The organism is Sulfitobacter undariae (genome assembly GCF_014196805.1).
Lineage (GTDB): Bacteria > Pseudomonadota > Alphaproteobacteria > Rhodobacterales > Rhodobacteraceae > Sulfitobacter > Sulfitobacter undariae.
This window is the reverse complement of sequence record NZ_JACIEI010000002.1, coordinates 152,437-178,233: the sequence shown is the minus strand read 5'-3', so window position 1 is coordinate 178,233 and position 25,797 is coordinate 152,437. Positions and strand designations below refer to the sequence as shown.

The 25,797-nt window shown below is 54.4% G+C and carries 26 protein-coding genes; 9 read left to right on the top strand and 17 right to left on the bottom strand.

From position 1 onward, the window contains the following. Positions 1-585 (bottom strand): 2-hydroxychromene-2-carboxylate isomerase, encoded by a 585-nt coding sequence (locus GGR95_RS04310; RefSeq protein WP_184563161.1) that lies wholly within the window; start codon positions 583-585, stop codon positions 1-3. 101 nt (positions 586-686) lie between these two features. On the opposite strand from GGR95_RS04310, the gene GGR95_RS04305 reads away from it, so the two are divergent. Then, positions 687-1,706, top strand: a complete 1,020-nt coding sequence (locus GGR95_RS04305) for a ribose-phosphate pyrophosphokinase (RefSeq protein ID WP_184563159.1) — start codon at positions 687-689, stop codon at positions 1,704-1,706. Between the two features lie 83 nt (positions 1,707-1,789). Here the strand turns inward: GGR95_RS04305 and GGR95_RS04300 are convergent, their stop codons facing one another. The 6 genes from GGR95_RS04300 to GGR95_RS04275 all read right to left on the bottom strand — a co-directional run bounded on the left by GGR95_RS04300 (position 1,790) and on the right by GGR95_RS04275 (position 7,140). Beyond that, positions 1,790-2,140 (bottom strand): H-type lectin domain-containing protein, encoded by a 351-nt coding sequence (locus GGR95_RS04300; RefSeq protein ID WP_184563157.1) that lies wholly within the window; start codon positions 2,138-2,140, stop codon positions 1,790-1,792. Positions 2,141-2,263: 123 nt separating this feature from the next. Further along, on the bottom strand, positions 2,264-2,692 hold the full coding sequence (locus GGR95_RS04295; protein ID WP_184563155.1) for a F0F1 ATP synthase subunit epsilon: 429 nt from the start codon (positions 2,690-2,692) through the stop codon (positions 2,264-2,266). Positions 2,693-2,704: 12 nt separating this feature from the next. Further along, positions 2,705-4,132 (bottom strand): F0F1 ATP synthase subunit beta, encoded by a 1,428-nt coding sequence (gene atpD / locus GGR95_RS04290; RefSeq protein WP_184563153.1) that lies wholly within the window; start codon positions 4,130-4,132, stop codon positions 2,705-2,707. Between the two features lie 19 nt (positions 4,133-4,151). After that, a complete protein-coding gene (locus GGR95_RS04285; protein ID WP_184563151.1) occupies positions 4,152-5,027 on the bottom strand; it encodes a F0F1 ATP synthase subunit gamma in 876 nt (291 codons plus the stop codon). 13 nt (positions 5,028-5,040) lie between these two features. Then, positions 5,041-6,579 carry a F0F1 ATP synthase subunit alpha gene (atpA, locus tag GGR95_RS04280; protein ID WP_184563149.1) on the bottom strand — a complete coding sequence of 513 codons (1,539 nt, stop codon included), beginning with the start codon at positions 6,577-6,579 and terminating at the stop codon, positions 5,041-5,043. After that, entirely contained in the window at positions 6,580-7,140 is a 561-nt protein-coding gene (locus GGR95_RS04275; RefSeq protein WP_184563701.1) for a F0F1 ATP synthase subunit delta, read from the bottom strand. It abuts the gene before it with no gap. 433 nt (positions 7,141-7,573) lie between these two features. Here GGR95_RS04275 and GGR95_RS04270 point away from each other — a divergent pair, with 433 nt between their 5' ends. Together GGR95_RS04270 and GGR95_RS04265 are read left to right on the top strand one after the other, a co-directional pair. After that, complete coding sequence (locus GGR95_RS04270; protein ID WP_184563147.1) at positions 7,574-8,662, top strand: calcium-binding protein; 1,089 nt, start codon at positions 7,574-7,576, stop codon at positions 8,660-8,662. A gap of 9 nt (positions 8,663-8,671) precedes the next feature. Continuing rightward, complete coding sequence (locus GGR95_RS04265; protein ID WP_184563145.1) at positions 8,672-8,833, top strand: hypothetical protein; 162 nt, start codon at positions 8,672-8,674, stop codon at positions 8,831-8,833. On the opposite strand, the gene GGR95_RS04260 is transcribed toward GGR95_RS04265, so the two are convergent. Then, the gene (locus tag GGR95_RS04260) at positions 8,830-9,564 is read right to left on the bottom strand and encodes a methyltransferase domain-containing protein (RefSeq protein WP_184563143.1); all 735 of its coding nucleotides are present in this window, start codon (positions 9,562-9,564) and stop codon (positions 8,830-8,832) included. The genes GGR95_RS04265 and GGR95_RS04260 overlap by 4 nt on opposite strands. Before the next feature lie 60 nt (positions 9,565-9,624). Between GGR95_RS04260 and gloB the strand changes: the two genes are divergently transcribed. The 3 genes from gloB to GGR95_RS04245 all read left to right on the top strand — a co-directional run bounded on the left by gloB (position 9,625) and on the right by GGR95_RS04245 (position 13,969). Further along, positions 9,625-10,416 carry a hydroxyacylglutathione hydrolase gene (gene gloB / locus GGR95_RS04255; protein WP_184563141.1) on the top strand — a complete coding sequence of 264 codons (792 nt, stop codon included), beginning with the start codon at positions 9,625-9,627 and terminating at the stop codon, positions 10,414-10,416. A 272-nt stretch (positions 10,417-10,688) separates the two neighbouring features. Next, positions 10,689-13,010, top strand: coding sequence for an ATP-dependent Clp protease ATP-binding subunit ClpA (gene clpA / locus GGR95_RS04250; protein ID WP_184563138.1), 2,322 nt, complete (start codon positions 10,689-10,691; stop codon positions 13,008-13,010). After that, on the top strand, positions 13,010-13,969 hold the full coding sequence (locus tag GGR95_RS04245; RefSeq protein WP_184563136.1) for a M23 family metallopeptidase: 960 nt from the start codon (positions 13,010-13,012) through the stop codon (positions 13,967-13,969). The genes clpA and GGR95_RS04245 overlap by 1 nt, the downstream gene beginning before the upstream one ends. 4 nt (positions 13,970-13,973) lie before the next feature. Here GGR95_RS04245 and GGR95_RS04240 read toward each other — a convergent pair whose 3' ends face one another. From GGR95_RS04240 to GGR95_RS04230, 3 genes are all read right to left on the bottom strand, one after another. Further along, positions 13,974-15,809, bottom strand: a complete 1,836-nt coding sequence (locus tag GGR95_RS04240) for a peptidoglycan -binding protein (RefSeq protein WP_184563134.1) — start codon at positions 15,807-15,809, stop codon at positions 13,974-13,976. Between the two features lie 2 nt (positions 15,810-15,811). Then, positions 15,812-17,032 (bottom strand): biopolymer transporter ExbB, encoded by a 1,221-nt coding sequence (locus GGR95_RS04235; RefSeq protein WP_184563132.1) that lies wholly within the window; start codon positions 17,030-17,032, stop codon positions 15,812-15,814. Positions 17,033-17,100: 68 nt separating this feature from the next. Then, entirely contained in the window at positions 17,101-17,631 is a 531-nt protein-coding gene (locus GGR95_RS04230) for a gamma-glutamylcyclotransferase (protein WP_184563699.1), read from the bottom strand. Between the two features lie 64 nt (positions 17,632-17,695). Here GGR95_RS04230 and GGR95_RS04225 point away from each other — a divergent pair, with 64 nt between their 5' ends. Next, positions 17,696-18,691 (top strand): DUF2125 domain-containing protein, encoded by a 996-nt coding sequence (locus tag GGR95_RS04225; RefSeq protein WP_184563130.1) that lies wholly within the window; start codon positions 17,696-17,698, stop codon positions 18,689-18,691. Here GGR95_RS04225 and GGR95_RS04220 read toward each other — a convergent pair. The 6 genes from GGR95_RS04220 to GGR95_RS04195 form a co-directional block, all read right to left on the bottom strand. After that, a complete protein-coding gene (locus GGR95_RS04220) occupies positions 18,688-19,428 on the bottom strand; it encodes an extensin-like domain-containing protein (protein ID WP_246423281.1) in 741 nt (246 codons plus the stop codon). The two genes, GGR95_RS04225 and GGR95_RS04220, sit on opposite strands and share 4 nt — an antisense overlap. After that, positions 19,425-20,348, bottom strand: coding sequence for a prephenate/arogenate dehydrogenase family protein (locus GGR95_RS04215; protein WP_184563128.1), 924 nt, complete (start codon positions 20,346-20,348; stop codon positions 19,425-19,427). Before GGR95_RS04215 ends, GGR95_RS04220 begins: the two co-directional genes overlap by 4 nt. Continuing rightward, entirely contained in the window at positions 20,348-21,433 is a 1,086-nt protein-coding gene (hisC, locus tag GGR95_RS04210; RefSeq protein ID WP_184563126.1) for a histidinol-phosphate transaminase, read from the bottom strand. The genes GGR95_RS04215 and hisC overlap by 1 nt, the downstream gene beginning before the upstream one ends. Before the next feature lie 172 nt (positions 21,434-21,605). After that, positions 21,606-22,226 carry a 30S ribosomal protein S4 gene (gene rpsD, locus GGR95_RS04205; protein ID WP_184563124.1) on the bottom strand — a complete coding sequence of 207 codons (621 nt, stop codon included), beginning with the start codon at positions 22,224-22,226 and terminating at the stop codon, positions 21,606-21,608. Between the two features lie 184 nt (positions 22,227-22,410). Next, positions 22,411-22,791 (bottom strand): DUF1304 domain-containing protein, encoded by a 381-nt coding sequence (locus GGR95_RS04200; RefSeq protein WP_246423280.1) that lies wholly within the window; start codon positions 22,789-22,791, stop codon positions 22,411-22,413. Between the two features lie 100 nt (positions 22,792-22,891). Further along, on the bottom strand, positions 22,892-23,473 hold the full coding sequence (locus GGR95_RS04195; protein ID WP_184563120.1) for a DNA-3-methyladenine glycosylase I: 582 nt from the start codon (positions 23,471-23,473) through the stop codon (positions 22,892-22,894). Positions 23,474-23,595: 122 nt separating this feature from the next. Between GGR95_RS04195 and GGR95_RS04190 the strand changes: the two genes are divergently transcribed. Continuing rightward, complete coding sequence (locus GGR95_RS04190) at positions 23,596-24,435, top strand: EAL domain-containing protein (RefSeq protein ID WP_343042061.1); 840 nt, start codon at positions 23,596-23,598, stop codon at positions 24,433-24,435. 143 nt (positions 24,436-24,578) lie between these two features. Further along, the gene (locus tag GGR95_RS04185) at positions 24,579-25,754 is read left to right on the top strand and encodes an acetyl-CoA C-acetyltransferase (RefSeq protein WP_184563118.1); all 1,176 of its coding nucleotides are present in this window, start codon (positions 24,579-24,581) and stop codon (positions 25,752-25,754) included. Positions 25,755-25,797 lie beyond the last annotated feature (43 nt).

Here is a 25,797-nt window from a genome sequence, read left to right as displayed (position 1 = left end):
TTACAAATACTGTTCCAGGTCATCGAGACGGTCCTGTCCCCAGAACCGTTGCGTATTCATAACATAGAACGGTGCACCAAATACGCCAGCCTCGATCGCATCTTCAAGATTGCGCGCATAGGTTTCCGCCAAGTCCGTTGGATCAGCGCTTGCCAGCGACGGATCAAAACCAGCGGCTGATAAACAAACACGGATGACATCCTCCCGCGCGATGTCCTTTTCCTCAGCCCAACACGCCCGCATCAATCCATGGGCCAGCCCCCCTAAATCGCCCCCACCAGTCTTCTGCGCTGCCAGAAAGGCGTATGCTGACGGCGTTCCGTTTGTCGGCCAATGTGCGGGGTTCAAGTTGAACTCCATGCCCAGCTTTTTGGCCTGTCGTGGCAACTCTTGAGCGCGGTATTCTATACGGCTGATGTGGCGGTCTTTGGCTGGGACACCGCCTGTCCGCCCGAACGCTTGCATGACGTCAAAGGGTTTGTACTGAATGTTCACCCCGTGTTTGGCCGCGATTCTCTCCAACCGCGTGCCTGCAAGGTAACAATAGGGTGACAGCGTGGCAAAATAATAGTCGATATGGGCCATTTAATACTCCTTCAGGGTAAGCGCACTTTGCCTCACAGTAGGCACATGCTAATCGCTGGGCCAGTGACGATTCTGTCAACCGCTGCCACGGAGCCCCCCACATGCGAAGCACCCCTGAACCCAAGCTGATTTCCGGTAATGCAAATATGCCACTCGCGAAAGGCATCGCGCGGCGGATGTCACTACATCGGGGAGCAAACGTAGGGCTGGTTGAAGCACGTGTCGAACGCTTCAACGACGGTGAGATTTTTGTCGAAGTCTATGAGAACGTGCGCGGAGAGGATATGTTTATCATCCAGCCCACCTCAAACCCTGCCAACGACAATCTTATGGAATTGCTGATAATGGCTGATGCGCTGCGCCGGTCATCCGCGCGCCGCATCACAGCTGTACTGCCCTATTTTGGCTATGCCCGCCAAGATCGCCGCACCAAGGCCCGCACGCCCATCAGCGCCAAACTGGTGGCGAATATGCTTGTCGGGTCAGGCATTGAACGCATCCTGACAATGGATCTGCACGCAGCCCAAATTCAGGGCTTTTTCGACATTCCTGTTGATAACCTCTATGCATCCCCCGTATTCGCTTTGGACATCAAAGACGCGTTCAAAGACCAAATGGATGACTTGCTGATCATCTCCCCTGACGTGGGCGGGGTTGCGCGTGCCCGTGAACTGGCCAAACGCCTGAACGCGCCTTTGGCCATCGTAGACAAACGCCGCGAAAAGGCAGGCGAAGTGTCCGAGATGATCGTGATCGGGGATGTCAGTGGCAAAACCTGTATCATCGTAGATGACATGTGCGACACGGCTGGCACCCTATGCAAAGCCGCAGAGGTCCTGCTGGAAAACGGCGCAAAAGAAGTACACGCTTATATCAGCCACGGTGTCATGTCTGGCCCAGCGGTAGAGCGTGTGACAAATTCGGTTATGAAATCATTGGTGATCACAGATACGATCCAGCCAACAGAGGCTGTGAAGAGCGCTCCAAATATACGGATTGTCCCCACTGCCCCTATCTTTGCACAGGCGATCCTGAACATCTGGAACGGCACCTCTGTATCGTCGTTGTTTGAGCAAGACACGCTCGGCCCGATCTATGATGGCATGTATACTGCGGAATAAGGTCAGAGACCTTCCAGCGGCTTTAATGCTGCAATAAACCTTATCTGACCTTCCCCAACACAGGGGGAGGTCGCGCCTAAGCGTCAGACCACATCCCAAGAATCATCGTCACTCAGCGCGCCAATTGCTGTCCAAGCGATACGCACGCGGGCGACTTTGGTATCCCCCCAGGTGCGAAATACCATATCAAACCCCGAAGTTGTGACCGATTCTGATGTGACATCGGCACGCACAACCGACCCTGCATCGATGTCCCAAAGTGAAATGGACAGTTGCACAGTAGGTGCTTCTAGAAATCTATCAGAGAATTTTATCCGGCGGCGGCGTTCACGCTGGCCCCGCCCTGTCCACATCTCTCCACCGTCCTCAAAGTCTTGAAACAAGACTTCATCTCCTTGGTCTAGGCCAATGGTCGAGCTGCGCAACTTCTTCATTCCGTATTTCCTGTAGCATTTTCATAGACTTGCTTACGCCACATTTAAGGCAAAATCAGGACGCAAAGAAGGAAAAAAGGCCCCGCATTACTGCGAGGCCTCTAAAACTTTACTTAAAGCGGATTACTTCTTAGCGGAAAGACCCATGTTTTCACCCATGGCGACCATATCAGACAGCAATTTCGCTGCGTCATCCACGGGACCAGGCTGATTATCAAATGCCTCTTTCTGCTTGGAATAGGTGTTCTTTGCCTCTTCCATGATCTCGTCCATGATCTCTTGTGTCATGTCTTCACGCGCCAAAGCACGTTCAGCCAAAACCGAGACACCTGTTGTTGTGATCTCGGCGAAACCGCCGGTCACCACATACTGGGACTGCCCGTCAGGACCGTCCACTGTCAGGATACCCGGGCGCAGAGTGGTGATGGTTGCCGAGTGTCCGGGCATTGCCGTCAACTCGCCATCCGTCCCCGGAATCTGCACCGAGACCACTTGGGCCGAGGCCAGGCGCCGCTCAGGCGACACCAGATCGAATTGCATCGTGTCTGCCATTACAGCGCCTCCTTAAGCAGCAGCGTCCGCTGCCATTTTCTCGGCTTTCGCCTTCACTTCTTCGATGCCGCCTACCATGTAGAATGCACCCTCTGGCAGGTGGTCGTACTCACCGGCAACAACTTCTTTGAAAGACTGAACAGTCTCGGCCAAAGGAACCTGTTTGCCGTCCGCGCCAGTAAAGACCTTCGCAACGTCAAACGGCTGGGACAAGAAGCGCTCGATTTTACGCGCACGTGCCACTGCCAGTTTGTCATCCTCGGACAGTTCATCCATGCCGAGAATGGCAATGATATCCTGCAAGGATTTGTAACGCTGCAAGATTTGCTGAACGTCAGTTGCAACCTTGTAGTGCTCTTCGCCGATCACAAGTGGATCGAGCAAACGCGAGGTGGAACCCAGTGGATCAACCGCAGGGTAGATACCTTTTTCCGAGATCGAGCGATCCAGAACTGTTGTCGCGTCGAGGTGCGCAAAGGATGTGGCCGGTGCAGGGTCTGTAAGGTCATCCGCAGGTACGTATACGGCCTGAACCGATGTAATCGAGCCGGACTTTGTGGAGGTAATACGTTCCTGCATCGCACCCATGTCGGTTGCGAGTGTTGGCTGGTAGCCAACCGCAGAAGGAATACGACCCAGCAGAGCCGACACTTCGGAACCAGCCTGTGTGAAGCGGAAGATGTTGTCCACGAAGAACAGAACGTCTGTACCGGATTGGTCGCGGAACTGTTCGGCCAATGTCAGACCTGTCAGGGCAACACGCATACGCGCACCTGGAGGTTCGTTCATCTGACCGTAAACCAGTGCCACTTTGGACTGTGTCAGGTCGTCAGGAACGATAACGTTGGATTCGATCATCTCGTGGTAAAGGTCATTACCTTCACGTGTACGCTCGCCCACACCCGCAAAAACGGAGAAGCCAGAGTGCACTTTGGCGATGTTGTTGATCAATTCCATGATCAAAACGGTTTTGCCAACACCAGCACCACCGAACAGACCAATTTTACCACCTTTGGCGTAAGGCGCCAAAAGGTCGATCACTTTGATGCCTGTTTCCAGAACTTCGGATGTGGTCGCCTGTGCGGCAAACTCAGGTGCGTCTGCGTGGATCGAGCGGCGCTCGTCTGAGTTGACAGGACCCTGTTCGTCGATGGGCTCGCCCACAACGTTCATGATGCGGCCCAGTGTAGCGTTGCCAACAGGAACGGTGATCGGTTCGCCGTTGTCTGTTACTTTTTGACCACGAACCAGACCTTCAGTCGCATCCATAGCAATGGTGCGAACCGTATTTTCGCCAAGGTGCTGAGCCACTTCGAGGATCAGCTTCTTGCCTTGGTTCTCTGTTGTCAAAGCGTTGAGAATAGCTGGCAGGTTATCCTCAAACTGTACGTCAACGACAGCGCCGATGACTTGGGTGATTTTGCCGACTGCTTGTGCCATGTCGTATTACTCCAATATCTTACAGCGCTTCAGCGCCGGAAATGATTTCGATCAGCTCGTTGGTGATGACGGCCTGACGTGAACGGTTATATTCGATTGTCAGATCATCGATCATCTCACCCGCATTGCGCGTTGCGTTGTCCATTGCGGACATGCGTGCACCCTGCTCAGACGCACCGTTTTCCAACAGTGCCGAGAAGATAGATGTTGCCACACCACGCGGCAGAAGATCAGCGAGGATCGCTTCCTCAGAAGGCTCATAATCAAACAGCACGTCAGGCGCAGTGCCTTCCGACTGTTCGAATTTCGCCGGAATGATCTGCAATGCCGTTGGGATCTGCGTGACCACATTGACGAATTCTGAATAGAACATCGTGGCGACATCGAATTCGCCTTCGTCAAAACGGTTCAGCACATCCACAGCGATGTCCTGTGCATTCACATAGCCGATACGTTTAACCTCGGTGAGGTCAACGTGGCCAACCATGTGCTTGCCCAAATCACGCTTGAGCTGGTCACGACCTTTTTTGCCAACGGTCAGGATTTTAACTTCCTTACCTTCGGCAATCAGCTTTTGCGCATGTGCGCGGGCCTTCTTGGCGATGTTGGCGTTGAAGCCACCGCAAAGACCTTTTTCAGCTGTCAGGACGAGCAACAGATGCACGTCATCTTTACCCGTACCGCTGAGCAGTTTGGGCGCAGTATCAGAGCCACCGACAGAGGCCGCCAAAGACGACATGACCGCGTTGAAACGCTCCGTATAAGGACGGGACGCTTCGGCAGCTTCCTGCGCGCGGCGAAGTTTCGCCGCGGCAACCATTTGCATGGCCTTAGTGATCTTACGGGTGTTCTTCACACTCGCGATCCGGTTTTTAAGGTCCTTGAGATTGGGCATTGCCTATCTCTCCTTAAGCGAAGTCAGCAGCGAACGCGTCGAGAGCCGCTTTGATTTTGTCTTCCAGTTCACCTTTAACCTTGCGGTCATTGTTGGTGATGTCTTCCAGAAGATCGGCATTTTTGCCGCGCAGGTGCTTCAGAAGAGCAGCTTCAAAGCGGCCAACCTGTTTCACATCTACTTTGTCCAAATAGCCGTTTGTGCCTGCGTAGATTACGCAGACGATTTCGGCGTTGGTCAGTGGGTTGTACTGGGCTTGCTTCATCAGCTCTGTCAGGCGCGCACCACGGGCCAGCAACTGCTGGGTGGAGGCATCCAGATCGGAACCGAACTGAGCAAAGGCTGCCATTTCGCGGTACTGAGCCAGTGACAGTTTCACAGGACCAGCAACAGAAGACATTGCTTTTGTTTGAGCAGAGGAACCAACACGTGAAACCGACAGACCCGTGTTCACAGCGGGGCGGATGCCTTGGTAGAACAATTCGGTCTCAAGGAAGATCTGACCGTCGGTGATCGAAATCACGTTTGTCGGAATAAACGCGGAAACGTCGCCACCTTGGGTTTCAATGATCGGCAGAGCTGTCAAAGAGCCGTTGCCAGCCGCATCGCCCAGCTTCGCAGAACGCTCAAGCAAACGAGAGTGCAGATAGAAAACGTCACCTGGGTAAGCTTCACGGCCGGGTGGACGACGCAGCAAAAGCGACATCTGGCGGTAAGATACAGCCTGTTTGGACAGATCATCATACACGATCAGGGCGTGACGGCCGTTGTCGCGGAAATGCTCAGCCATAGCTGTTGCAGAGTAAGGCGCGAGGAACTGCATAGGTGCAGGCTCGGACGCGGTGGCAGCAACAACAATGGAATAATCAATCGCGCCTGTTTCTTCCAGCTTTTTAACCAGCTGGGCAACAGTGGAACGCTTTTGACCGATCGCAACGTACACGCAGTACATTTTCTTGCTCTCGTCATCGCCAGCAGCTTTGTTGACCTGTGCTTGGTTCAACATCGCGTCAAGTGCGACGGCTGTTTTACCAGTCTGACGGTCACCAATGATCAATTCGCGCTGGCCACGGCCAACAGGGATCATCGCGTCTACGGACTTCAGGCCAGTTGCCATTGGTTCGTGTACGGACTTACGCGGGATGATGCCCGGCGCTTTGACTTCGGCCAGACCGCGCTTGGTTGTACCAAGAGGACCTTTGCCGTCGATTGGGTTACCCAAACCGTCAACAACACGGCCCAGCAGCTCGTCACCGATTGGCACGTCCACGATGGAGTTTGTGCGCTTGACGGTGTCGCCTTCTTTGATGTCACGGTCGGAACCGAAGATAACAACACCAACGTTGTCCGACTCCAGGTTCAGGGCCATACCCTGAATGCCGCCGGGGAATTCGACCATCTCACCGGCTTGGACATTGTCCAAACCGTATACGCGGGCGATACCATCGCCAACGCTGAGAACACGGCCAACTTCGGCCACTTCAGCTTCTTGACCAAAATTCTTGATCTGGTCTTTCAGGATTGCAGAAATTTCTGCCGCTTGGATACCCATTTATCCGACCTCTTTCATTACATTCTGGAGGGAATTTAGCTTGGAGCGGATCGACGTATCGATCATCTTCGAGCCTACTTTAACAATCAAACCGCCAATGAGGCTTTCATCAACGGTCTGGTGCAGTGTCACGGTCTTGCCGGTTGTTTTATTGAGAGACGCGGCCAATTGCTCGGCTTGTGTCTTGGTCAATGCTTTGGCGGATGTCACATCGGCGGTCACTTCGCCTTTGTCTTCCGCAATAATGTCACGCAGGGTTTGCACCAGCTGCGGCAATACGAACAGACGGCGCTTTTGCGCCATCAATGTCAGCGTGTTCGCCATCATGGGCGACAGCTTCATTTTTTCGGCAAGTGCGGTGATCGCAGTTGCTTGCTGTTCACGGCTATAGATCGGTGAGTGGATCAAAGCACGAAAATCGTCACTGGAGCTGAGCGCATCCTGCAACACGGTCAAATCCGCCTCAACGGCTTTAACCTTTTTGGCCTCTTTGGCCAATTCAAATACAGCAGTCGCATAGCGTTGCGCGATGCCAGTGGAGATCGAAGCTGGTTCGGACACGTCCATCCTCTCATACGTCATGCCGATGGGGCGTAATTGCCCGGCACCGGTCAGTTGCGCTGACGGGGATAGGTCCCCAAGCGGTTAAATCATGGGCGATGTAGCAGACCGCCCCTACTGCCGCAACATACTATCGTCCTGCCGCTTATTGTTCACCCCCCTAATTTTCAAGGGTTTGGCCAAACTGCGGCTTTTTGACCCTGCACAAATTTCAGGCAAATGCCCCATTTTTGCGAATACAGGCGATTCTTAGCTCATTCTAAACAAACCATGCCCGCCAAGCATTTTCAAAACAATACCCAGTTTTTGGCGTCATTGTTTCCACTGTCTGCAGCATACCCCTTCCACAACGCTTTGGGGACTTATTTCTTTGACACCTTCATCATTTTCGAAATTACTGACGGAAGTTTAACAATTTCTCGGAGTGCCTCTCATGTCTGGTCTCGCGTTACTTTCAATCCTCGGCTTTGCATTGGTATTGCCACTGTTCCTGAACGATGATGAGGATGACGACGACAATGTCACCACTGTAGACCCAGTGGATCTTATGGATCCTGTAAGTCCGGTCACCCCTGCCCCTCCCGTAACTCCTCCAACTCTAGAAGGTCCTACGCTGAACGGTACGGCCGGAGACGACGTCCTTGCTGCAACGGACAAAACCACAAACATGTACGGTTTTGCGGGCGACGACACGATGGAGATTTTCGGCGCACCAAACATTGTGGCTGATGGCGGGCTTGGAGATGACCAAATCACCTATGAGCCGACAGACGCCGCAGATACAGGAAGCGTCACGGGTGGAGCGGGTGACGATACCATAGACACCTTTGGCATAGGCGGTAGCGTTTCGGGCGGGCTGGGTGATGACGTGATCAACGTTCAGGGCACCCTGAATGGCGTTGAAGGTGGCGAGGGTAACGATACCATCAACAGCGACAGTGCAGATTATGGCGGCGGCACACCTTTGGACGGCGGTGCGGGCGATGATCTGATCACCCTCACTAATTCCCCCGGCATCCAGATTGGCTCTGCCGTGGACGGTGGCGCAGGTGACGACACGATTGCCTCTGAAACAATCCTTAACAGTGGCACAACCTACGACACGCTTACTGGTGGAGCAGGTGATGATAGTTTCGAATTGTCTTTCGTGGGGTCCAGCCTGACAGACGGGTCCACGGATGCAGGTATCGTAACAACCATCACTGACTTCACCCCAGGCGTTGATGTGCTGTCTATCGTAAATCAGTCTGATCTTGGCACAGACAGCCCCCCCATAACGCTGGGCAACGTATCGCTCTCCGAGGCGCCAGACGGGAGCTTTACGGATGTTATCTTCACCACCTCCCCCGATCAGGACGCCAGCCCCCTGACAGGCACCGTACGTCTGATGGGCACAACGGGTCTCACGCTGGACGACCTCAAATTCGATGCAGACAGCGTTACCACCGAAGGTTCGGAGGGCAATGACACACTATCTTCGACGGGAAGATTTGACCCACCCGATACAATCCGCGGCAATTAGGGAGACGACGTGCTGCGCAGCGATGTCAACTTGCTTGGCTCCTGCAGCGGTTTGGATTCCTTCATCACCGGAGAGGGTGTCACCGATATTACGGAAGATGATATCGCCTTTGGCCAGCTTGAAAAGGCTATTCCGTTGTTCAGCCGCAGCGTCATCCCCGCAGGGATTTAAACCGGCTCGGCGTGCGGCTCCATCACGCCGATGGGGCTGCGAGACCGTTTACGTTCCACGCGGCCTTTGGGAGGATAGACCAGCTTGGTCGCCTCCACCATAAACGCACCACCCGCCACGATGCTCGGTAGGTTGCGGCCAACTTTTTCAAACAATCCGCCTGCTTTCATCCACATCCGCTGGCCCGAAGGAAACTGATAGAGCGCCCCTGCATGGCGTTCAGGCAAAAACTGGTGCTTGCGCAATTGCGCATCCAATTGCCCGGATGAGTAAGGGCGGCCATAGCCAAAAGGCGTGCGATCGCGCCGCACCCAGAGCCCTGCACGGTTCGGCACAATAAACAGCGCCTTGCCCCCCGGCCCCAACACCCGCCAACATTCCTCAAGCAAATCTGACGGGCGGTCAGATGTTTCCAGCCCGTGCATCAAAACCAGTTTATCCACATGACCTGTCTCAATTGGCCACAGTGTTTCTTCGGTTAAGACAGACGTATTGGCCATACCCGCAGGCCAAGGCATCACGCCCTGTGGCCCCGGCATCAGGTTAATCACCCGCCGCGCATCCGCCAGATAAGGCCGCAGTAAGGGCGCGGCAAAGCCAAAGCCGACCACAGTCTGCCCCTTGGCCTCTGGCCACATCTCCAGCATCCGCCCCCGCAGGGATTTCTGCGCGGCACGCCCAAGCGCACTGCGATAATAGAAGTTACGCAAATCCTGCACATCAAGATGCATTGACAGGGCCTCCTAAAGCGCCATTCTTGATCACTCTAACGCAGCACAGGAAACTTGCCCATGCCTTCTGAAACAATTGAGACCGACAGCCATATTCTAGTGACGATTGCGTGCTTGTCAGACAACTATGCCTATTTGCTGCAAGAGAAGAAATCAGGCGCAGTCGCTTTGATAGATGTGCCCGAAGCAGCGCCGATCAAGGCCGAACTGTCTGCGCGTGGCTGGACGTTGGATCAAATCTGGCTGACGCACCACCACTATGACCATATCGACGGCTTGCCTGATCTGCTGCCCGACTACCCTGCCCCCGTCTATGGCGCCGCCGCTGATGCCCACCGATTGCCCGATCTTGATCTGTCTTTGAAAGAAACCGACAGTTTTGATCTGGGCACGACGCAGGTACAGGTGATTGACGTGTCAGGGCATACAATTGGCCACATCGCCTTTTTCGTGCCGTCCGCACAGGTGGCATTCACCGCAGATAGCTTGATGGCACTGGGGTGTGGCAGGTTGTTTGAAGGCACCGCTGAACAAATGCACAAAAGTCTGAACAAGATGGAAAATTGGCCCGATGAGACGCTCATTTGCTCGGGTCATGAATATACTGCATCGAATGCGGCTTTTGCCGTCACGGTTGATCCCAACAACCAAGCCCTTCACCAACGAATAGACGCAATCAAAGCTGCACGTGCACAAGGACGGTTTACTGTTCCTGCACCCATGGGCCTTGAGCGGGCCACAAATCCCTTTTTACGTGCTGCCAACAGCGACTTGCGCACCGTGCTGGGTCTGTCTAGCGCGTCAGATGTAGAGGTTTTCACCGAACTTCGCAGCCGCAAAGACCGTTTTTAACATAATCATGAAAATCAGGGACAAGCTGGTAGTATTCTCGAACCCTACTCCCTATCTTGAACACATCAGTTCGTGTTGTAGCGCTGCCTCACTACCTTCCAGAATCCTATCCTCAACCCCCACAACAAAAAAATGTGACACAAATATTTCAAAAAAGACTTGAAGCTGGGCAACAATCAACCAAACTCTAATACTATCAGGCCATGGTCGGCCTTTAGGCGCTGGCACCTCTAACGCCCTTTCCGTCGACCTCATCGAAAAGGAGCACCATCGTGCCTTCATTCTCGACCACACTAGAGCAGTCCATTCACGCAGCCCTTGCGCTTGCAAATGCACGCCGTCACGAATTTGCCACGCTAGAGCATATGTTGCTCTCCCTGATGGATGAACCGGATGCCGTACAGGTGATGAAAGCATGCTCTGTCGATATTGACGAGTTGCGCGAAACACTTGTCGATTTCATCGACGAAGAGCTCAGCAATCTAGTCACCGACGAAGAAGGTTCCGAAGCGGTGCCAACTGCGGCCTTCCAGCGTGTCATCCAACGCGCCGCCATCCATGTGCAATCTTCTGGCCGCACCGAAGTTACCGGTGCCAACGTACTTGTCGCGATCTTCGCAGAGCGCGAAAGCAACGCTGCCTATTTCTTGCAAGAGCAAGAAATGACCCGCTATGACGCCGTCAATTTCATCGCACACGGCGTCGCCAAAGACCCCGCCTTTGGAGAAGCACGCCCGCTATCAGGCGCGCCCGATCACGAAGAAGAAGCTTTGGGTGTTACCGAAGGCGACAAAAAAGAATCCGCCCTTGAGAAATACTGCGTAGACTTGAACAAAAAGTCACGCGATGGGGATGTTGACCCTCTGATCGGACGTGATAGCGAAGTTGAACGCTGCATTCAGGTTCTTTGCCGCCGTCGCAAAAACAATCCGCTGTTGGTGGGTGACCCGGGTGTAGGCAAAACCGCCATCGCCGAAGGTCTTGCGCGCAAGATCGTCGCAGGAGAGACCCCTGAAATTCTCTCCAAGACAACCATCTACTCCCTCGACATGGGCGCACTTTTGGCTGGCACGCGCTATCGCGGCGATTTTGAGGAGCGCCTGAAAGCCGTTGTAACAGAGCTGGAAGAACACGAAGATGCGGTTCTTTTCATCGACGAAATTCACACCGTCATCGGTGCGGGTGCCACTTCGGGTGGGGCCATGGATGCGTCGAACCTTCTGAAACCTGCGCTTGCCGGTGGCAAATTGCGCACGATGGGCTCAACCACCTACAAAGAGTTCCGCCAGCACTTTGAAAAAGACCGTGCGCTTGCCCGTCGCTTCCAAAAGATCGACGTGAACGAGCCTTCTGTCGAGGACGCACAGAAAATCCTCAAAGGCATCAAGCCCTATTTCGAGGATCATCACAGCGTCAAATACACCGCCGATGCGATCAAAACCTCTGTTGAATTGGCGCACCGTTATATCAACGACCGCAAATTGCCTGACAGCGCGATTGATGTCATCGACGAGGCAGGTGCCGCGCAGCATTTACTTGCGGCTTCCAAGCGGCGCAAAACCATCGGCATCAAGGAAATTGAAGCTGTTGTGGCCAAAATCGCCCGCATCCCGCCGAAAAGTGTCTCCAAAGACGATGTTGTAGTCCTCAGAGATCTCGAAGCCTCGCTCAAACGCGTGGTCTTTGGGCAGGACAAAGCCATCGAAGCGCTTTCATCAGCGATCAAACTGGCGCGTGCAGGTCTGCGTGAACCTGAAAAGCCCATCGGCAACTACCTGTTCGCGGGACCAACGGGTGTTGGTAAAACCGAGGTCGCCAAACAATTGGCCGATACTTTGGGCGTTAAATTGCTGCGCTTTGACATGTCGGAATACATGGAGAAACACGCGGTTTCGCGCCTGATCGGTGCCCCTCCGGGATATGTCGGCTTTGACCAAGGTGGCATGTTGACGGATGGCGTAGATCAGGACCCACATTGCGTGCTGCTGCTGGACGAAATGGAAAAAGCGCATCCCGATGTCTATAATATCCTGTTGCAAGTCATGGATCACGGCAAACTGACGGATCACAATGGACGTACAGTAGATTTCCGCAATGTTGTGCTGATCATGACATCGAATGCAGGTGCATCCGAGCAAGCAAAAGAAGCCGTCGGCTTTGGCCGTGAGAACCGCACGGGTGAAGACACTGCTGCGATTGAACGGACCTTTACGCCCGAATTCCGCAACCGTCTGGATGCTGTGATCTCCTTTGGCGCATTGCCAAAAGAAGTCATCATGCGGGTGGTAGAAAAATTCGTGCTCCAACTTGAAGCCCAGTTGATGGACCGCAACGTGACAATTGAGCTGAGCACTAAAGCCGCCGAATGGCTGGCCGATAAAGGCTATGATGCAAAAATGGGGGCGCGCCCATTGGGCCGCGTTATCCAGGAACACATCAAAAAACCGCTCGCCGAAGAATTACTCTTTGGCAAGCTTGCTAAAGGTGGCGTGGTCAAGATTGGCGTCAAAAAAGGCGAACTTGATATCATCACTGAAGGCCCTGACAGCCCTCGCATTACAAGCAAAAAGCCACCTCTGCTCACGGCTGAATAATGCGTCTTAAGGTACTGATCCTGTTTTCCCTCGCTGTGCCTGCCACAGCGGGGGAACTTTCTCTGACCTCTCCGATCGACTGTGATTTGAATGGTCCCTGCTATATCCAGCAATATGTAGATCAGGATGCCTCTGATAAGGTCTCTGATTTCACATGCTCTGGCCTCAGCTATGATGGCCACAAAGGCACAGACTTCGCTCTCGCCAGCAGTGACATGATCGCACAAGGCGTGGACGTTCTAGCATCCGCTGCTGGCGTTGTGTCAGGGGTGCGCGATGGCATAGAGGACGTCCGCTTCACATCAAAGAATAGCCAAGCCACAGAAGGACGCGAATGCGGAAACGGCGTGATCATTCGCCATGACGGCGGCTGGGAAACCCAATATTGCCACATGCGCCAAAATTCGGTTTCGGTTGAACGCGGCCAACAGATACAAGCAGGCGATGTATTGGGTCAGGTTGGCATGTCAGGCCGCGCCGCCTTTCCACATGTGCATCTCTCGGTGCGCCGCGATGGCAATGTCGTCGATCCATTTGACCCAGATGGCACGATCACCTGCGGCGAGGTCGATCAGAATACGCTTTGGTCTGATTTGCCCCCCTACCGCGCCGGCGGCATCATCAGCATCGGCACGGGCGCTGAGGTGCCTGAATTCTCGTCAGTGCGCGACAATTCAGTGCCGCTCCCCAATGCCCAAAGCGAGGCGCTGGTGTTTTATGCCTTTCTGTTTGGCACACAAAAAGGTGACGTTGTGCAGCTCTCGCTAAGCGGCCCTGACGGTGGGGTCTTAGTGGAACGCGATACTCTGATGAAGCGCCGACAGGCGCAGTCTTTTCGTGCCATCGGTAAAAAGCTGCGAGCCGAGCGTTGGCCAGCGGGTGCTTATGAGGGCAACGCTGCCTTGATACGATCTGGAAAAATAGTTGAACAACAAGCGCTTACACTCACCCTACCCTAGTAGTTTATTTTTCGGTGAACTTCAGCTCAATCCGACGGTTACGTGCCCGCGCCTCATCGGTGTTTGCCGTATCCACGGGCTGATATTGGCCAAACCCGTTTGCGGACAAACGATCTGGCGGAATACCCAAAAAATTCGCCATATATTTCACAACAGACAATGCACGAGCCTGACTGAGTTCCCAATTATCGGCAAATTCGCCAAGACCGGACAGCGGGATGTTATCCGTGTGCCCGTCCACGCGGATCACCCAATCAATGCCATCAGGAATATCCGCAGCTACATTTCTCAGAATATCCGCAATTTTAGAAATTTCACGCGTCCCTGCACGGGACAGATCAGCCCCGCCCGGTGGGAACAGGACTTCGGAGCTGAAGACAAAGCGGTCTCCCTCGATCCGCACGCCTTCCCGATTACCCAAAACATCCCGTAATCGGCCAAAGAACTCCGAGCGATACTGCTCCAGATTTTTTGTTTCCGCTTCCAGACGCGCACGCTCAGCTGCTTCCAATTCGGCACGGCGGCGTTCTTCAACGGCGACCCGCGCAAGGGCGGTGTTCAACTGCGAGCCAAGAGATTGCAGCTCAATCTCTCTCGCGACGTCCTCGGCTGCGGCCATATCCAATAGACCCTGCAGATCAGACAATTGCGCGCGTAGCGCTGCTACTTGTTGATTTAAAAGCTCTGTCTGGCGTTGGGCCGCCGCAGATGTTTCCTGCTCTGTCGCCAGTTGGGCCTGTGCCTGCGCAAGTAGCGCGGCGCGGCGTTGTATTTCGCTTTGGGTTTCATCCACATTACCTTCAGCAGCCAGTTTGGCAGCTAACGCAGCTGCTAGTCGCGTGCGTAAATCGTCAATCTGGGTTTCTGTTTCGGTTTGCGTATTCCCAAGCTGCGCTTCCAAGGCTGCAACCCGCGCTTCGGCATCTTGAAGGCTGGAGCGTAGCTGTGCCTCACTCCCTTCCGCTTCGCTGAGTGCCGCAGTCAGGCGCAAGTCCAGCTCTTCCTCGGCGGCGCGGGCGGCGGCCAGCAATGTCAGAGTTTCCTCTGCCCGTTTGCGCTGTGCCTCCAGCGAAAGCGTCATGGCTGTCAGCTCGGCATCCGCAGTTTCCAGCCTTTTACGTAGAGCCTCTGCTGCTGCTGCATCGGCCAATTCCGCTGCCTCTTTCTCGGACAGCGCAGCCTGCGCCGTTGCAATGTCATCGGTCAGCGCCTGGATTTCGCCCTCGGCCTGCGCATTTTTTACCTTCAGATCAGCCATCAAGGCTTCCAAAGCTTCACGTCGTGCCGCAGCAAGACGCGCTGCTTCTTCTTGCGCATTCACTTCCTCGCGGCTGGTCGCCAGCGCTAGGTTTAGGGCCTCCTGCTCGCTCAGCAACACTTGTTCACGCTCGGTTAAATCGGCCACCTGTCCCCGCGCGACATCACGATCCGCAATCAACGCCGCAACCTGTGCTTCAAAACTGCTCAGCCGAGTTTGCGCTGCGCTCAATTCTTCAGCTTGTTCGGCACGTTCAGATTGCAGTGCAGCAATTTGAGCGCTCTGTTGTTCTGTAGTCCTCTGCGCATCCCCAAGCGAGGCACGCAACGCACCGACACGCGCTTCTAGATCAGAGTTCTCCAATCGCTCTAACCCCAAGGCTTGCGCCAAAGCTGCAACCTCGGAGGACAGTTCGTCCAGCTCGGTCTCTTGGCCCGATATCTGCTCGGTGAGGACAAATTGCATGACCATGAAGATGGTTAACACAAACATCAAAACTAGCAGCAGACCCGTCATGGCATCCACAAAGCCCGGCCAGATAGAGGCCTGAAACCGCGCGCCAGTGCGTCGCGACAGGGCCATCCCTAACGTCCTTCGCCAGTATCAGGTTTTTGGGTCGCCCGAATTCGGCGCGGTTCATTTGTATTACGGGACAGCGAAAGCGCCTTGGTCAGGTAAGTAAGTTCTTGGCGCAGTTCAGCCATGGTTTCCTGACGCCCCGCCGAAATTTCTTCCAAAATACGCAGCATCTGTACATCAATCGACCGCAAGCGCATGCGGCTTTCCGCATCAGCCCCACCAGCATCCGAAGCCGGCGCCGCCTGCTTCTCTAGCGCTAAAATCATCCGCTCTTGCCCGTCCGCAATCCGCTCAAGCGCATCCGCCGCACCGCCCTGATCGCCCAGTTGGACGGCCATACGCTCAATCGCAGTCGCCAAAGCCCCCAAACGTTGCTGTACTTCTTCACGTCCCGCTTCCGAGCGGCTGAACATGTCTTGCATGGCTTCCATCTGTTCGGCCATGTGATCCATCATGCCCGCCATCACAGCTTGCTCTGGTGTGCTTTCGTCACCCGACGCAAAACCAACCCGCGTGATTGAGCTGAGCCAGTCTTCCAGCTCTTGATAGAAACGGTTTTGGCCATGGCCTGCAAACAGCTCAATCAGACCAATGATCAGCGAGCCAGCCAACCCCAAAAGCGACGACGCAAAAGCAACACCCATCCCTGCAAGCTGCGATTCAAGCCCTGTCATCAAACGGCTGAAAACATCGGTGCTGGATTCGCCTGCCTGCGGGGCAAGGCTGCGAATGGTATCTACGATGGCAGGAACTGTGGTCGCCAGACCATAAAAGGTACCCAAAAGACCCAGAAAAATCAGTGTGTTGACGATGTAGCGTGTGATTTCACGTGCTTCGTCAATGCGGGTAGAGACCGAATCAAGGATTGATCGGGTGGAAGACGCGCTGACCTGCATCCGCGCACCGCGCGTGCGCAGCAAGGCAGCCAAAGGCGCCAACATTTGCGGCGGCGTATCGCTGGGTTCGTCATTATCTGCGGCAAAATTTTCAATCCAACGGACAGAGCCGATCAATTGGAACACCTGATAAAAACACGCGACAACCCCGATCACAAAGACGAGGCCGATAAACCCGTTCAGATAGGGGTTGGCCAAAAACACCGACATCACCCGTGGCAGCGCCACGAATATGCCAAAGCCCGACAGGCCCAGCACCAGCAACATCAGTGTGATTTGCCGGACAGGTTGAGAAAACTGCGGTTTTGCCTTGCGGTCTGGTTGCGACATGCGCTCCTGCTCCTGACCTCATTGTTATTACAGATAGCTTAACGCGAAATCACGTCAAGCCAAAGGAATTATACAGAAATTTCACGTACCCGTGCTGCCAACCACTCTAACGCAGGATCATGTAGGCCCACAGTGACCAAATGATCGGCAGTGTTATAGAGATATTCGGTGTTCGGGCCACGGCCCCCAACTGCACGCGCCATGATCTGCGCCTGCTCTTCCAGCTCCAAACCCCCGCAATACTGCTCGTGTGCTTCGTCGATAACATAGACCAGCGCGGTGACCGTGCGCCCGTCAACCAATTGCACAGGCAGTTCTTTTTCCACATAGGCTGAAGAAATTAGTTCACGTTCACGCAAATAGGCCAGTGTCTGTTCCTCTTGGCCAGCGACCACTTCCAGCGCGACACCTTCACAGGCTTTGCCGGCCTGCTGGTCCAACGCCAACACAAGGCCGGGTTGTTCAACAGTGCCGCGATGGTGGATCGAGCGCATGCAAAACGACCGCGCGTAATCCGGTAATTTTCCCACAACGCTTTGTGCGACTTCAAAACCCGGGTTCCAAAGCAGGCTGCCATAGCCAAATACCCACATACTCATCTGGTTCTCCTCTGTTGTCGCAGGTAAACCCTAACTATGCGTTGATGAAAAGGGGGCTGTGCCCATGCGTCGCTTTGCACTGAAGTTTTTGATCTTATGCGGCCTTGTTTGGGGCGGTTGGTGGTATCTTGCCACCACCAGCACTCAGAAAGGCGTGAACACATGGCTGGAAAGCCGTCGGGCTCTGGGCTGGCAGGCCGAAACCCAATCCATCACTTCAGCGGGGTTTCCACTCAAGATTACTACCCTCATCGAAGGCCTATCGCTTGAGAAGCCAGGCGCACAGCGTAATTTGACAGTGCCAAACCTCTCACTCTCGGCGCCAATTTATTGGCCCGGTCATGCAACCGTAGAACTGGGCAATGCGCCGATCACCTTCACTGCAGGCGAAGCCAATCTTGTTTTGGGATCAGAGGGCACACGTGCGGATCTACGCTTGCACCCGAATGCCGCGCTTCAGCTTGAATCACTCAGTGGCCAAAGTACAAATGTGATCGCTGACTTGGAGGATGTGCGCATCTTCGACATCGCGCAAGTCGACGCCACTGTGCAACAAGGTCGTACTCCAGAAGCCTATAATATTTCGCTTACAGCAACAGGGTTTGCCCTTGGTCAGACGATATTGGAGAAATCCGCCTTGCCGCCGCCATGGCCCGCCAGCTTTGAGCCCATCGTCGCAGATATGACTGTTATCTTTGACCGCCCCTTGGACCGACGTGCATTACAAGGCCCCCGCCCACAGCCCCGCAGCATTCGAATCGCCGAAGTGACAGCCAAATATGCCGATACCGGCCTGACCCTGAGCGGAGATTTCACCGTCGATGCCGTGGGTATTCCCACAGGGGCGCTGCGCGTCCAGTTACGCAATTGGCAAAACGTCTATGAAATGAGCGTGGCATCAGGTGCCGTTCCTGCGGAATGGGCATCGACGCTGGAGAAGATGCTGCGATCGATGTCAGACGCAAGTGGCACTTTGGACCTGACGATAACCGCACAAAACGGGCAGTTGCGGATTGGCTTTCTGCCGCTCGGCACCGCCCCGCGCTTGATCATCCGTTAGCGACAATAACTGCCTGAACGATATCGCGCCGTATCGAAATGGAAGTGATCCAGATGAAACCTGTTCGCTTTGGGGCCAAGAACGGTCCCGAAGGTGCCACAAGCCTCAGCGTGCATACGTCTGAGCACCTGACTGCTGCTGCCTGCATTCCACCCTTGTAAAACGGTGATCTGACTGCCGTCTGCCATCTGGAAACCCGAAATATCAATGGCACGACCTTTGCCATGTTCAGATACTTTGCCAGTTTTTGCGTTGTTTCTGCGGCGACACGCGTAATCCGCAGCAACCTTCAACTCCCGCAACCCGCCGCCTTTGCTGGACAAAGCGGGCTTGGCACTGCTGTCCACCCATGTTTTCAGTGCCTGCGCCGTCCCGCAATCCATTGTCGATTTTCTGTTGAGCCGGACACCAGAAACAGACGTGATCCTGACTGCATTCTCAACACCGCACCCCGACATTTCCGCAGCTATTCGACCAATGGCTTCGCCTTGAATGGAAGGATCACCACAAACAGATCCTGCCGCAAGCTGGCGTTGTTGCTGCGCCACTTTGGGGGAACGAAAAACAGGGCGCAGCGATTTAAAGAAACCACCTCCGGCATCTCCGGTGCCTTCTGTTTGGTCATCCACCGCCGTCACTTCAGCGCTTTGGGGGCGGGGCTCAGGCCGTTTGGAGGTGTCTGGCCCCGCACAAGAAACCGTTGCCATCACACAGAACAGGGCCGTTAAAACCTTCAAAGCTTGCGCCCTGCGCTTCGGCCAAAGTTGGGTGCGTCCGTGTCTTGCCCTGCTTCGATAATGCCACGACGAATGGCGCGGGTACGGGTGAAATAGTCAAACAAATGATCTCCATCGCCCTGCCGAATTGCACGTTGAAGGGCGAAAAGCTCCTCTGTGAAACGGCCCAAGATTTCCAGCGTCGCTTCTTTATTGCTCAGGAAAACATCACGCCACATGGTCGGATCAGAGGCCGCGATACGGGTAAAATCCCGAAAACCAGCGGCCGAGTATTTGATCACTTCGCTATCGGTCACACGGCGTAAATCATCCGCTACGCCCACCATTGTATAGGCAATCAGATGCGGCGCGTGCGATGTCACGGCAAGCACCAGATCATGGTGCTCTGCATCCATTTCCTCAACATTGGCACCGATCCCTTCCCAAAGGTTGCGCAGGCGCGCTATAGCCTCGGGATCAGCCCCTTCTGGCGGGACCAGCAGACACCAACGGTTGTCAAACAGCTCGGCAAAGCCGGCGCGTGGGCCGGAATGCTCTGTCCCGGCAAGCGGATGACCCGCAATGAAATGCACACCCTCGGGCAGATGTGGAGTGATCTGTTCGATCACATCCTTTTTGACCGAACCAACATCCGTTACCGTTGCACCGGGGGCCAACGCATCAGCGATCTGTGCCATCACAGGCCCCATCACGCCAACAGGCACGCAGAGTACCACCAGATCAGCACCGCGCACGGCGTCTTTGATGTCGTCATAGACAACATCACACAGTCCAATTTCACGGGCGGTCGCACGAGTTTCGTCTGAACGGGCATAGCCCGTGACTTCGCCAGCCAAGCCGCTGCGTTTCATCGCCCAGAACATTGAGGATGCAATCAGGCCAAGGCCGATCAGTGCGACGCGGTCATATACTTGCGCCATTACTCGGCTTCCTTGAACTGGCGCACCGCATGAACGACACGGCGGCAACCGCTTTCATCACCCACGGTAATGCGCAGGCATGTCGGCAGTTTATAGCCTGCAACACGGCGCACAATCAGGCCTTGGGATTGCAGGTGTAAATCACAGGCCTCGGCCTCTGCCTGCGAAGTAAACCGAGCAAGGATGAAGTTGGCCAATGACACATCGGAGGGCACCCCGATTTCGGCCAAAGCATCTGCCATCCAAACACGCCAGCGCGCATTTTCCGCGCGGCAATGATCCACATATGCGACATCGCGCACCGAAGCTTCGGCAGCGGCAAGCGCAGCATTGCTGAGGTTGAACGGACCGCGCACGCGAGAGAGAACATCAACCACATGCGCAGGGCCGTATCCCCAGCCCACTCGCAAACCACCCAGCCCGTAAATCTTGGAGAATGTCCGCGTCATAACCACGTTTTGGCGCGCATCTACCAAAGCTGCGCCACCATCGTAGCCATCGACATATTCAGCATAGGCACCGTCCAGCACCAAAAGGGCCTGCTCGGGCAAACCGTCCGCCAGACGCGCGATGTCGCCTTGACCGATCATGGTACCTGTCGGGTTGTTGGGATTAGCCAAAAATACCAGACGTGTTTTATCCGTGCAGGCAGCAAGGATCGCATCTACATCTGTCACGCGCTCGTGCTCTTTGACTTCAACGGGCGTCGCACCTGCGGCCAAGGCCGAAATACGGTACATGGCAAAGCCGTGTTCGGTGTAGATCACTTCAGTCTCTGGCCCTGCATAAGCCTGACACAGAAACGCAATGATCTCATCCGATCCTGCACCACAGATGATCCGTGCGGGGTCCAGCCCGTGAACTTCACCAATCGCGGCACGTAGCTCAACGTGATCGGCACTGGGGTAACGGTGCAATTCGCGCCCTGCCCGCTCATACGCTTTGAGCGCGGCAGGTGACGGGCCAAACGGATTTTCATTCGAGCTCAGTTTAAGCGCATTTTCCTGACCTGCGACATGTGACGCGCCCCCTTGATAAAGGGTGATATCCATAATGCCGGGTTGGGGTGCGATCAGCTGTGTCATATCAGAACTCTTTGGTTGCTTAGCGCCTTTTAACTGCTCAGGCAGGCCACAGCCACCCGCGATTTTCATACCGCACACATCAATTCAACACTGGCGCAAACCCGCAATAGAAAACGCCCCGCCGGAGTAACCGACGAGGCGTTTTTGAAAGCGTTCGATGTGGTGGCGAAGATTAGTTCTTCGCGTAGAATTCCACGACGAGGTTTGGTTCCATAACAACAGGGTACGGCACGTCGCCCAAAGCAGGGGTGCGTACGAATGTCGCTGTCATTTTGGAGTGATCAACTTCGAGGTAGTCAGGCACATCGCGTTCAGCCAATTGTGTGGCTTCAACCAGCGCAACCATTTGCTTGGAACGGTCACGTACTTCGATCACGTCACCTTCTTTTACACGGTAGGAAGGAATGTTAACCAACTTGCCGTTCACGCGTACGTGGCGGTGGTTTACGAATTGACGTGCAGCAAAAACTGTCGCAACGAACTTGGCGCGGTACACAACCGCGTCCAGACGGCGTTCCAGCAGACCGATCAAGTTTTCACCTGTATCGCCTTTAACACGCTCGGCTTCGCCGTAAATGCGACGGAACTGCTTCTCGGTCAGGTCGCCGTAGTAGCCTTTCAGCTTCTGCTTGGCACGCAACTGGATACCGAAATCGGAAATCTTGCCTTTACGGCGCTGACCGTGCTGGCCGGGGCCATATTCACGACGGTTAACTGGGGATTTTGCGCGGCCCCAGATGTTTTCGCCCATGCGACGGTCAATTTTATGCTTGGCAGCTGTACGTTTAGTCACAACTGTTCTCCTTCAAATGGCCCCCGCAAAATTGCGAATGGGGCGGTAAAGGGCGTTGTCCTCTGAGCTTGCGCTCTGACAGGGTTCCCTTTGCAGGGTCCACCAACACCAATAGAAGCGCCGCTTACTATGATCTACAGCACAGAGTCAACGACATGGTTAGCAATTTAGAAGAATAACGGCCTTAATCGGCTTTTTCCCTGCCCCCAAACGACAAGAACCCCAATGCAAGCACTGCTGGTATCAACTGAGGCAAACCAGATTTAACCGCGACTGTGATGCTAGCCATGATGCCGGCAACAGCAACAAACAGCAGAAAACAAACGGCAATATTTTTCTGCCATTTAGGATCTTTAATGAACAAAGCCCACGACAGGCCCACTGCAAGGAAGGCATTATAGATGCCTTGGTTTGCCGCCATTTGAACCGTTTGGTCAAACAGATCGGCTGGGAAGCTGTCAAAGATCGTTGGCCCACGTGTCGTCCACGCAAATATTTCGAACCAAGCGATGTAGAAATGCAGCAAAGCAATAATGGCCACCAAGGCCAAAGCGATTTTCTTCAAGATTTCCATCCACCTAATTCAGCATCAAAGCATGACATCTTATATACTCGACAGTCACCTAACCTGCCTTCAACCTCTGGTCGATAACATTTTGAACTACTTAGCGTCCCAATGCAGCACAGACACTATGTCTATGGCAGCCCACCAGATGGTCATTCACCAATCCACATGCCTCCATCCACGCATAAACGATTGTAGGCCCGCAAAATTTGAAACCTGCCTTCTTCAGGTCCTTTGCAACCTTTTCGGACAGTTCGGTTTTAGGCGGAACATCCGCTTGCGACACAAAGCGGTTTTGCAAGGGCTTGCCCCCCACGTAATCCCACATAAATGTGTCAAAGCCTTGCTCTGCCTCGATCCGCTGCCAAGCCTGCGCATTTGTGATCGCCGCTTGAATCTTGCCGCGGTGTCGGATGATACCCGCATTGCCCAGCAACCGCGTCACATCATCCTCACCCCACTCCGCAATGATATTCGGGTCAAAGCCCGCAAATGCCTCCCGAAAAGCGTCCCGCTTTTTAAGGATCGTGATCCAACTCAGCCCCGCTTGGAACCCATCAAGGATCAGTTTCTCCCACAAAGCGCGGCTGTCATACTCGGGCACACCCCATTCAGTATCGTGATATTCAACATATATCTGCTCGGGCCCTGCCCAAGCGCACCGCGTTGTATCCTGTGTCATTGCCGCCCCTATGGTTATCTACATTTGGCGCCAAATTTGCCGATTAACACCTTATTAGCAGCTGCACGCCAAAGTCCACCAGAGCCATATCCAGCAGGCGCAGAGCAAAGAGGGACCAGACCGTGACAGGCAACATCAATCGCAAAATGGCCAACATCACGCGAGACATCCAAAGTCCGCTGGATTTTGCTGTCGAAAAACAAACTCAAAGCACGCTGGGCATGGTCCAAGAGGCGATTGCGCATGGCCAGACGTTGCTGGCATTTCAGCCCGTGGTGCGCAGCGGCACCTCCGGTAAAATCGGCTTTTATGAAGGTTTGATACGCGTTCTCGACCCCACAGGCAGAGTAATTCCTGCTGTCGAATTTATGGGCAAGATCGAAGATACGGAAACGGGACGCGAAATTGACGTACTCGCCTTGCGGCATGGGCTGAACACGCTCAAGAACAATCCCGCTCTGCGCTTGTCGATAAATATGTCCGCACGTTCAATCGGCTATTCACCTTGGATCAATTGCCTCAACAGGTTCATGCATGACGCCCCTGAACTGGGGGAACGGCTGATACTTGAAATAACCGAGACATCTACAATGATGATGCCGGAACTGGTTATCGATTTCATGCATCGCTTGCAGCCCAACGGTATTTGCTTTGCCATGGATCACTTCGGGTCCAGCGCTTTTACAATCAAATATTTCAAGGATTTCGATTTTGATGTCGTCAAAATCGACGGCCAGTTCATTCGTGGGATTGCACAGAACCCCGATAATCTGGCAGTGACACGCGCATTGATGGCCATTGCCCACCAGTTCGAATTACTAACAGTCGCAGAATCTGTGGAAACGGCGCAGGATGCCGAACTGGTAAATCAGATCGGCATTGATTGCCTTCAAGGGTACTATTTTTCTGCCCCCACAACGCAACCGGACTGGCTACGCACCGCGAACCAACGCAAAGCATAAGATTCGGTTCTCCCCATGCTTCTTGCTGTACTTTGCCCCATGCGGTATCCAAAGTGACAAGGTAGGGGGCATTAGCGAGACCCATCAGGAAACCGCTTCACTCTGTCCTCTGCCGCGCGTCATATTGAGAGGACCACCATTCCATGACCAATGTTGTTATCGCCTCAGCTGCTCGAACTGCCGTAGGCAGCTTTGGCGGCTCGTTCGCCAACACGCCAGCCCATGATTTGGGCGCAGCCATGCTCAAGGAGATCGTTGTGCGCGCTGGCGTCGATGCCTCAGAAGTATCCGAAACTATCCTCGGCCAAGTGCTCACAGCCGCTCAGGGCCAGAACCCTGCCCGTCAGGCCCATGTAAACGCAGGATTACCAATCGAATCTGCCGCATGGTCCATCAATCAGGTGTGCGGTTCAGGTTTGCGCGCCGTCGCATTGGCCGCACAGCATATCCAGCTGGGCGATGCCGATATTGTGGCCGCCGGTGGCCAAGAAAACATGACCATGTCCCCCCACGCGCAAGCCATGCGCGCGGGTCAAAAAATGGGCGACATGAAACTGATCGACACGATGATCAAAGATGGCCTCTGGGATGCATTCAACGGCTACCACATGGGCCAAACTGCGGAAAACGTAGCAGCCAAATGGGAAATCAGCCGCGACCAGCAAGATGAATTTGCTGTCGCTTCGCAAAACAAGGCCGAAGCAGCTCAAAAGGCTGGGCGCTTTGTTGACGAGATTTTCGCCTACACCGTACCGGGCCGCAAGGGAGACACGATCGTCGATGCAGACGAATACATCCGCCACGGCGCAACCATGGACGCTATGGCCAAGCTGCGCCCTGCCTTTGCCAAAGACGGGTCCGTCACAGCGGCAAATGCTTCTGGCCTCAATGATGGTGCCGCAGGTGCCCTGTTGATGAGCGCTGAAAACGCTGAAAAGCGCGGAATTGAGCCGCTGGCGCGAATCGCATCCTACGCAACGGTTGGCCTTGACCCCAGCATCATGGGCGCAGGTCCGATCTATGCATCGCGCAAAGCGCTGGAAAAAGCAGGCTGGAAACCGCAAGATCTTGATCTGGTCGAAGCCAACGAAGCTTTCGCTGCACAGGCCTGTGCTGTGAACAAAGATATGGGCTGGGACCCTGCAATTGTGAACGTAAACGGTGGTGCCATCGCTATTGGTCACCCCATCGGCGCCTCCGGTGCGCGCATCCTCAACACCCTGTTATTTGAAATGAAACGCCGCGGCGCGAAAAAAGGTTTGGCAACTTTATGCATTGGCGGCGGTATGGGTGTTGCCATGTGCCTAGAACGGCCATAACACTAGTCAGGCACGTAACATTGTTGCGTGCCTGATATGCAAT

Bases quoted from the DNA above. Each gene is read 5' to 3' on its own strand.
- GGR95_RS04310 (WP_184563161.1), bottom strand. From the start codon at position 585: ATGGCCCATATCGACTATTATTTTGCCACGCTGTCACCCTATTGTTAC.
- GGR95_RS04305 (WP_184563159.1), top strand. From the start codon at position 687: ATGCGAAGCACCCCTGAACCCAAGCTGATTTCCGGTAATGCAAATATG.
- GGR95_RS04300 (WP_184563157.1), bottom strand. From the start codon at position 2,140: ATGAAGAAGTTGCGCAGCTCGACCATTGGCCTAGACCAAGGAGATGAA.
- GGR95_RS04295 (WP_184563155.1), bottom strand. From the start codon at position 2,692: ATGGCAGACACGATGCAATTCGATCTGGTGTCGCCTGAGCGGCGCCTG.
- atpD (WP_184563153.1), bottom strand. From the start codon at position 4,132: ATGGCACAAGCAGTCGGCAAAATCACCCAAGTCATCGGCGCTGTCGTT.
- GGR95_RS04285 (WP_184563151.1), bottom strand. From the start codon at position 5,027: ATGCCCAATCTCAAGGACCTTAAAAACCGGATCGCGAGTGTGAAGAAC.
- atpA (WP_184563149.1), bottom strand. From the start codon at position 6,579: ATGGGTATCCAAGCGGCAGAAATTTCTGCAATCCTGAAAGACCAGATC.
- GGR95_RS04270 (WP_184563147.1), top strand. From the start codon at position 7,574: ATGTCTGGTCTCGCGTTACTTTCAATCCTCGGCTTTGCATTGGTATTG.
- GGR95_RS04260 (WP_184563143.1), bottom strand. From the start codon at position 9,564: ATGCATCTTGATGTGCAGGATTTGCGTAACTTCTATTATCGCAGTGCG.
- gloB (WP_184563141.1), top strand. From the start codon at position 9,625: ATGCCTTCTGAAACAATTGAGACCGACAGCCATATTCTAGTGACGATT.
- GGR95_RS04245 (WP_184563136.1), top strand. From the start codon at position 13,010: ATGCGTCTTAAGGTACTGATCCTGTTTTCCCTCGCTGTGCCTGCCACA.
- GGR95_RS04240 (WP_184563134.1), bottom strand. From the start codon at position 15,809: ATGGCCCTGTCGCGACGCACTGGCGCGCGGTTTCAGGCCTCTATCTGG.
- GGR95_RS04235 (WP_184563132.1), bottom strand. From the start codon at position 17,032: ATGTCGCAACCAGACCGCAAGGCAAAACCGCAGTTTTCTCAACCTGTC.
- GGR95_RS04230 (WP_184563699.1), bottom strand. From the start codon at position 17,631: ATGAGTATGTGGGTATTTGGCTATGGCAGCCTGCTTTGGAACCCGGGT.
- GGR95_RS04225 (WP_184563130.1), top strand. From the start codon at position 17,696: ATGCGTCGCTTTGCACTGAAGTTTTTGATCTTATGCGGCCTTGTTTGG.
- GGR95_RS04215 (WP_184563128.1), bottom strand. From the start codon at position 20,348: ATGGCGCAAGTATATGACCGCGTCGCACTGATCGGCCTTGGCCTGATT.
- hisC (WP_184563126.1), bottom strand. From the start codon at position 21,433: ATGACACAGCTGATCGCACCCCAACCCGGCATTATGGATATCACCCTT.
- GGR95_RS04195 (WP_184563120.1), bottom strand. From the start codon at position 23,473: ATGACACAGGATACAACGCGGTGCGCTTGGGCAGGGCCCGAGCAGATA.
- GGR95_RS04185 (WP_184563118.1), top strand. From the start codon at position 24,579: ATGACCAATGTTGTTATCGCCTCAGCTGCTCGAACTGCCGTAGGCAGC.